The following is a 7,130-nucleotide window of genomic DNA, read 5'->3' as shown; positions in this document are numbered from 1 at the left end:
CTCCTGCGAAAAGCAGCCGAGCGAACCGTCGAAGGCCTCTGGCGAACCATCGGAACAATCCTCGACGCCTTCACTCCCGACGAATGCAAAAACTACTTCAGGGCTGCCGGATATGAGCCGGAATAACGTGAAAATGCTCTAGTGCCTCAGGATACAGGCCACGCGCGACCCTGCCGCCGTCTCCAGCAGGGGCGGACGGGCCGCGCTGCAGGGCTCGATCCGGATCGGGCAACGGCTGACGAAGGGACAGCCTGGCGGCGGCGAGAGCGGGCTCGGCAGGTCTCCGGTCAGGATGATCTTCTCGCGCCGGCGTTGCAGCAGCGGGTCCGGCAGCGGGATCGCCGAGAGCAGCGCCTGCGTATAGGKGTGCTGCGGCGCCTCGAACATCGTATCGATCGGCCCGCTTTCCATGACCGTGCCGAGATAGAGCACCATCGCCTCGTCGGCGATATGCCTGACGACCGACAGGTCATGCGAGATGAACAGATAGGCGAGGTTGAGATCGCGCTGCAGCTCGAGCAGCAGGTTCAGCACCTGCGAGCGGATCGAGACATCGAGCGCCGAGACCGGCTCGTCGAGAATGAGCAGGCGCGGCGACAGGGCCAGCGCGCGTGCGATCACCACGCGCTGGCGTTGCCCGCCCGAGAGCGCGCTCGGCAGACGCTCCGCGAAGGCGGCGGGAAGGCCGACCCGGTCGAGCAGCTCGGCCACCCGCTTTCGCCGGTCGCTGCGCGTCCAGCCGGCGATGGCGAGCGGCTCGCTGATGCTGGCTTCGATACTCATCTTCGGGTCGAGCGCGGCGCTCGGATCCTGGAAGACGATCTGGATTTCCTGGGCGAGTTGCGCCCGCTCGCGCCCCTTCAGCCCGGTGATGTCGCGGCCATCGAACGCGACCGTGCCACCCGTCGCCTGTTCGAGGCCGATCACGGCATAGGCGGTCGTCGATTTGCCGCAGCCGGATTCGCCGACCAGCGCCAATGTGCGGCCGGCCGCAACGTCGAAGGAGACGCCGTCCACTGCCTTGACCACGCCGCCCGGCGTACCGACGCCGCGACGCAGCTTGAAATGGACCTTGAGATCGCGGACCTGAAGCAGCGGCGATGCGGTCATACCAGCGCCTCGACATGGTCCGAATGCCAGCAGGCGGTGCGATGGCTTTCTCCGACGCAGGCGAGAGGCGGCGGCGCCAGGCAGGCCTCGTCCGCCAGCGGGCAGCGCGTCCGAAAGCGGCAGCCATCGGGCCAGGACCCGGCGCTCGGGACCATGCCCTCGATGGTGCGCAGCACGGCCTTGCGCTGGCCCTGCAGCGTCGGAATCGTGGCGAGCAGGAGCTTGGTATAGGGGTGGCGCGGTTCGGCGAAGATCGGTTCGACCGCGCCGCTCTCGACGATGCGCCCGCCATACATCACGCAGACATCGTCGGCGAGATCGGCAACGACGCCCATGTCATGGGTGATCAGGACGATCGCCGTGCCGACCTCTTCGCGCAGGCGGCGCATCAGGTCGAGGATCTGGGCCTGGATCGTCACGTCGAGCGCCGTCGTCGGCTCGTCGGCGATCAGCAGGGCCGGGCGACAGATCAGTGCCGAGGCGATCATGATGCGCTGGCACATCCCGCCCGAGAGCTCGAACGGATATTGGCGCGCGCGCCGCGTCGCATCGGGAATGCCGACGCGCGTCATCATCGCGATCGCCTCCGCGCGCGCGGCGCTGGCCGAGAGGCCGCGATGCAGGATCAGCGCCTCCTCGACCTGCTCGCCGACACGCATTAGCGGGTTCAGCGAGGCGACCGGCTCCTGGAAGATGATCGTCGCCTCATTGCCCCTGACATCGGAGAGCGCGGCCTCGCCAAGCCCTGTCAGGTCGCGCCCGTTGAGCCGGATCGCGCCGCCCATGAACCGTGCCGCCTTCGGCAGCAGGCCGAGCATCGAGAGCGCGGTCAGGCTCTTGCCGCAGCCGGATTCGCCGACGATGGCGAGGATCCGTCCGGCACCGACCGAAAGCGAGACCTGATCGATGATGCGGTTGCCGTCGATCTCGACGACGAGATCCTCGATCGCCAGGACGGGGGCCTCTGTCGTGCTCATGCGGTTGCCGCGACGACTGCCGCCCAGGCGCTGGTCGGATGGGCCATGCCGATGAAGCCGCCGGCGGAAGAGGTCATCACCGCCGAGGGAATCGAGAAATTTACGGGATAGAGCGTGTCCTCGACGATCTCGACCGGGAAGGCGGTGGCGACGGTCGCGGCGACGTCGGGTTCGGCGCGGGCGTCGATCTTGATGCGCGGCGTCGAGGCATCGATACGCGGGCGATGGAAGGCCTCCTCCAGGGACAGACCGAGATCGGCGATGCCGGAGATCAGCTGGAGCACGGTCGGGAAGATCGTGCGCCCGCCGGCCGCGCCGATGGCGAGCACCGGTCGCCCGTCCTGGCTCAGCACCAGCGGGCACATATTGGCGAGCGGCTTCTGGCCGGCTGCGATGCTGTTCGGCTGGCCGGGGCGTGGATCGAACCACATCATGCCGTTATTCATGATGATGCCGGCATTAGGCAGCGCGACCTTGGCACCGAAACGTGAGAGCAGGGTGTTGGTCAAGGAGACCATGGTCCCGTCGCGATCGACCACGCTGACATGGGAGGTGCAGCCCGCTTGCGGTGTCGCTGCATGGCCGAGCGTGGTCAGGCGCGTGGCATAGGCCTCGCGGATGGCGCTGGCATAGAGCAGGGCCCGTTGCGCAGGCGTCGTCTCGCGCGAGAGCGGGCCGGACGCCAGACGCACCGCCGCATCGAGGAAGCTCGGCCCGCCGCTGAGGCCGGGAATGGCGGCGATGTCGAAATCGCGATAACGCCCGGTCAGCGGCGGCGCCCAGGTGACGTCATAGGCTGCGAGATCGCCCGGCCGGATGGCCGAGCCGCCGGCGGCGAGATCGACTGCCAGCATGCGCGCCGTCTCGCCCTCGTAGAAATCGCGCGCGCCGGACGTCGCCAACCGCCTGAGCAAGGCCGCCTTCTGCACCATCGGCTTGAAGCGCCGCGTATCGGCTCCGGCCTTGGGCGCATGGCCATTGTCGAGCAGCAGGGCGGCGAGCACCGGGTCGCGGGCGATGCCCGCCATTTCGATCGCGATGCAGAGCGCCGCGAACCAGTCGATCTCCAGCCCGCGCTCGGCATGCTCGATCGCCGGTTGCAGCGCTTCCTCCCAGGACAGGGTGCCATGACGCTCCAACGCCGCGGCGAAACCGGCGATCGCGCCGGGAACGCAGATCGCACCATAGCCGGAGACGTTCCGGTCCCCCACCACGGAGGGCCAGGCGAACCAGTTGCCGGTCTGAGCATCGGTGAGCGGATAATCCGCCGGGTCGATGCCGGCAGGCGCACGGACATTGAAATCGAGCGTTTCGGTCGCCCCCGTCCGACCATCGGCATGGACGAGGAAACCACCGCCGCCGATGCCGGAGAGCCAGGGCTCGACCGTGCTGAGCACCAATGCGGTGACGATGGCCGCATCCATCGCATTGCCGCCGCGAGAGAGCACGGCCGCGCCGGCCTCGGCTGCGTGCCGGTTCTGTGCGGCGACGAGGCCATGGGCCGAATGGACGGCAGGCCGGCGGACGGTGAAGGTCTGCATCAGCACGGCGTCTTGAAGCGTCGTGGCGCGCTTGGCTCGGCCAGGCGCAACGGCACGCTGAAGCGCTGGGCATTGGCGCTTGCGGCATGATGGGCCGCGAGTTCGCCTACGGTCGCGATCCAGACGCCGGGCGAAGAGGTCACCGCGTCGAGCAGCCGCTCCAGCATCCTGATCCGCCCGGCCCGGCCGGAAATCCAGTCATGGATCGTCAGCATCATCATCCGGCCCTCGCGATGCAGTATGTGCCACTCGTCGAGCCAGGCTTCGAGGATGCCGCCCTGCGGCGAGGGCGGGGCGCGGTCCGTCGGGCTGCCGGTGAAGCGGAAATAGATCGCGTCATCGACCGCCCAGAGCACCGGAACCTGGGTAATGCCGTCGATCGTGTAGGGATGGTCGAAGCCCATCAGCGAGCTGTCATAGAGGCCGCGCCGCTTCACCTCCGCCAGCATGGCCGGCGTCATCTCCCAGGCCGGCGAGCGGAACCCCTTCGGCACGATTCCGGCCTGGGCTTTGAACAGCGCCAGCGATTCATCGAGCGCGCGGGCGAATTCCTCGGGACCGGCTTCGGTCGCGATCTCGTGGAAATAGCCGTGCAGGCCGATCTCGTGGCCGCGCTCGACGAAGGCCGGCAGCAATTCCGGATGGTTCTTCGCCACCAGCCCCGGCACGAACATCGTCGCCTTGATGCCGTAGCGGTCGAGCAGGTCGAGGATGCGCCAGATGCCGATGCGCGGGCCGAACAGCCGCTGCTCGATCTGTCCGAGCGTGGCGGGCGCGCCCTCGGACAGGTTCCAGAGATAGGGGCTCTCGGCATCGACATCGACGCTGAAGCAGAAGGCGCTGCTCTTGCCGGCCGGCCATTCGTAATCCGAGACGGGAAAGCGCGCAGGCGCAAGGGAGGTTGTCATCGTGMCCTCCACTAGAGCGGGTTCTTCTTGTCCTGATGGACGGCGAGCGAGCCGATGGAGTTGCCTCCGTCGATCGTCAGGGTCGCGCCGGTGACATAGGCCGAGGCGCTGCTGGCGAGATAAAGCAGGCCATTGCCGACATCCTCGCGCGAGGAGGGGCGGCCGAGCGGGATCTGGGAGATCGTGCTCTGGATATGCGCCTCGGTCAGGTCGCTGACCTTGCTGCCGGCGGCAAAGCCGGGCTCGAGCGCATTCACGCGGATGCCGAATTCGGCGAGCTCGACGCCAAAGCCCTTGGTCAGCCGGTCGAGCGCCGTCTTGGAGGTGCAATAGGGCACGACGGTGCGCCGCATCTTGCGCGAGGCGCCCGACGAGATGTTGATGATCGAGCCCTTGACGCCCTGGCGCACCATCTGCGTCGCGATCTCCCGGGTCAGGATGAAGGGTGCGCGCAGGTTGACCGAGAAGATCCGGTCGAACTCTTCCGTCGAGGTGTCGAGCAGGAAGCCGCTGGGATAGATGCCGGCATTGTTGACGAGGATGTCGACCGCGCCCCAGCGCGTACCGATCTCGGCCGCAAGCGCCTTGATCGAGGTTTCGTCGGTCAGGTCGGCCGCCTTGGTGAAGCTCTCGCCGCCGAGCCCGAGCGAAGCCGCTAGGGCCGCAAGCTCGTCTTCGCGCGCATCGGTCAGCGCCAGCACCGCGCCGGCCTCGTGCAGCGTTTCCGCGATCCAGCGTCCGATCACGCCGCAGGCGCCGGTGACGAGCGCGCGTCTTCCCTTGATGTCGTCGAACATGGTCATGATCCCTAGCGGAAACGGGGGTCGAGGCGGTCGCGCACGGCATCGCCCGTCAGATTGACGGCCAGCACGAGCACAAAGAGGCAAAGCCCGGGGAGGGTCGCAGCCCACCAGGCGGTCGCGACATAGTTGCGGCCGGTCGAGAGCATCGCCCCCCAGCTCGCGGTCGGCGGCTGCACGCCGAGCCCCAGGAAGGAAAGGCCCGCCTCGAACAGCACCATCAGCCCGAATTCGAGCGTCGCGACGACGCTGACCGCGCCGATGATGTTGGGCAGGATATGGCGGAAGAGGATGCGCCCGGCGCCGGCGCCCATCAGCGCGGCCAGCCGGACATAGGGCATCGTCGCGACCGTGAGTGTCTGGCTATAGGCCACGCGGGCGTATCGCGGCCAGCGCGTCAGCGCGAGCACCATGATGACGTTGACGAGGCTCGGCCCCAGCACCGCGACGGTGATGATAGCGAGCAGCACGGCCGGGATCGAGAGGAAGACATCGACGACGCGCATCACCGCGACCTCGACGAACCCGCGCCGATAGCCGGCAATCATGCCCAGGACCGTGCCGACGGTCCCCGACAGGATGACCGAGGCGAAGGCGACGATCAGCGAGACCCGCGAACCATGGATGATCCGGCTGAGCAGGTCGCGGCCGAGCTCGTCACTGCCCAGCCAGTAATGGAAGCTGCGCGAGACGGTGCCTGGTGGCTTCAGCCGGCCGGCGAGGTTCTGGGCATTGGGGTCATAGGGCGCGAGCCAGGGCGCCAGGATCGCGACCAGCACCACGAGCGCGATGATCGCGACCGGCCACCAGCGGCCAAGCGCGAGGCGGCGGCGCGGGCCAGGGCTGGAGGCAGCGATCGCGCTCATCGCGCCCCGTCCAGCACGATGCGCGGATCGATGATGCTGTAGAGTACGTCGGAGAGCAGGTTGAGCAGCACGGTGACGAAGGCCCCCATCAGCACGACGCCCTGCACGATCATGAAATCGCGGGCCAGGATCGCCTGCACAGTCACCTGGCCGATGCCGGGCCAGGCGAACACCGTCTCGACGATCACCGCACCGGCGAGCAGGTTCGAGATTTCCAGCGCCGCGACTGTGATCAGCGGGATCGAGGCGTTGCGGGCGACATGGCGCAGCAGCAGCCGGCCGGTGCGGACCCCGCGCGAGCGGGCGGTGCGGGCATAGTCCTTCGAGAGCTCGTCGAGCAGGGCCGAGCGGGTGATCCGCGCAAAGGTCGCCATGCTGAGCAGGCCGAGCGCGAAGGAGGGCATGATGAGATGCGAAAAATCGCCGGTGGAGGAGGGTGGCAGCCAGCCGAGCAGCACCGAGAAGACCAGGATCATCAGGATGCCGCTCCAGAAGGTCGGCATGCTCTGGGCCGCCAGCACGATGCCGGAAGCAGCCTTGGCGATCGGCCTGTCGCGAAACACCGCGAGCAGGATGCCCATCGGCACGCCGATGCCGCAGGCGACGACGAGCGCGCCCGCCGCCAGCATCAGCGTGTAGGGCAGGCGCGAGGCGATGATCGTCAGCACCGGCACGCGCTGCACCACGGACTGGCCGAGATCGAAACGGGCGAGATCAGCCAGGAAGTCGAGATATTGCAGCAGAAGCGGCCGGTCGAAGCCGAGCGCATGGCGCAGCGCCTCGACATCGGCCTTGGTCGCGGTCTCCGGCACCAGCAGATAGGTCGGATCGCCGGTCAGGCGCTGGACGAAGAAGATCAGCGTCACCACCCCGAGGATGGTGACGAGCGCCTGTCCGGCACGCCTGAGAAGAAAGCCCTGCACGAAGC

General features: G+C 67.9%; 7 protein-coding genes and 1 pseudogene. 1 reads left to right on the top strand and 7 read right to left on the bottom strand.

Annotation, left to right across the window (positions count from 1 at the left end; translation table 11 throughout):
* Positions 1–126 (top strand): annotated as a pseudogene (locus AC1DGP_RS33130) (IS630 family transposase); the annotation flags it as partial.
* A 12-nt stretch (positions 127–138) separates the two neighbouring features.
* Here the strand turns inward: AC1DGP_RS33130 and AC1DGP_RS33125 are convergent.
* The 7 genes from AC1DGP_RS33125 to AC1DGP_RS33095 are packed head-to-tail and all read right to left on the bottom strand — an operon-like array spanning position 139 to position 7,125.
* Entirely contained in the window at positions 139–1,110 is a 972-nt protein-coding gene (locus AC1DGP_RS33125; protein WP_476833119.1) for an ABC transporter ATP-binding protein, read from the bottom strand.
* A complete protein-coding gene (locus AC1DGP_RS33120; RefSeq protein WP_476833118.1) occupies positions 1,107–2,087 on the bottom strand; it encodes an ABC transporter ATP-binding protein in 981 nt (326 codons plus the stop codon). Before AC1DGP_RS33120 ends, AC1DGP_RS33125 begins: the two co-directional genes overlap by 4 nt.
* Positions 2,084–3,628, bottom strand: a complete 1,545-nt coding sequence (locus tag AC1DGP_RS33115) for a gamma-glutamyltransferase family protein (RefSeq protein ID WP_441508126.1) — start codon at positions 3,626–3,628, stop codon at positions 2,084–2,086. The genes AC1DGP_RS33120 and AC1DGP_RS33115 overlap by 4 nt, the downstream gene beginning before the upstream one ends.
* A complete protein-coding gene (locus AC1DGP_RS33110) occupies positions 3,628–4,536 on the bottom strand; it encodes a polysaccharide deacetylase family protein (protein ID WP_441508125.1) in 909 nt (302 codons plus the stop codon). Before AC1DGP_RS33110 ends, AC1DGP_RS33115 begins: the two co-directional genes overlap by 1 nt.
* An 11-nt stretch (positions 4,537–4,547) precedes the next feature.
* The gene (locus AC1DGP_RS33105) at positions 4,548–5,333 is read right to left on the bottom strand and encodes an SDR family NAD(P)-dependent oxidoreductase (RefSeq protein WP_441508124.1); all 786 of its coding nucleotides are present in this window, start codon (positions 5,331–5,333) and stop codon (positions 4,548–4,550) included.
* 11 nt (positions 5,334–5,344) lie between these two features.
* Positions 5,345–6,202 (bottom strand): ABC transporter permease, encoded by an 858-nt coding sequence (locus AC1DGP_RS33100; protein ID WP_441493723.1) that lies wholly within the window; start codon positions 6,200–6,202, stop codon positions 5,345–5,347.
* Positions 6,199–7,125 (bottom strand): ABC transporter permease, encoded by a 927-nt coding sequence (locus AC1DGP_RS33095; RefSeq protein WP_441493722.1) that lies wholly within the window; start codon positions 7,123–7,125, stop codon positions 6,199–6,201. Before AC1DGP_RS33095 ends, AC1DGP_RS33100 begins: the two co-directional genes overlap by 4 nt.
* Positions 7,126–7,130: the final 5 nt, after the last annotated feature.

Source organism: Allobosea sp. 05T433 (genome assembly GCF_056396065.1).
This window is presented reverse-complemented; position numbering and strand designations above follow the sequence as displayed.

Bases quoted from the DNA above. Each gene is read 5' to 3' on its own strand.
- AC1DGP_RS33120 (WP_476833118.1), bottom strand. From the start codon at position 2,087: ATGAGCACGACAGAGGCCCCCGTCCTGGCGATCGAGGATCTCGTCGTC.
- AC1DGP_RS33115 (WP_441508126.1), bottom strand. From the start codon at position 3,628: ATGCAGACCTTCACCGTCCGCCGGCCTGCCGTCCATTCGGCCCATGGC.
- AC1DGP_RS33110 (WP_441508125.1), bottom strand. From the start codon at position 4,536: ATGACAACCTCCCTTGCGCCTGCGCGCTTTCCCGTCTCGGATTACGAA.
- AC1DGP_RS33105 (WP_441508124.1), bottom strand. From the start codon at position 5,333: ATGTTCGACGACATCAAGGGAAGACGCGCGCTCGTCACCGGCGCCTGC.
- AC1DGP_RS33100 (WP_441493723.1), bottom strand. From the start codon at position 6,202: ATGAGCGCGATCGCTGCCTCCAGCCCTGGCCCGCGCCGCCGCCTCGCG.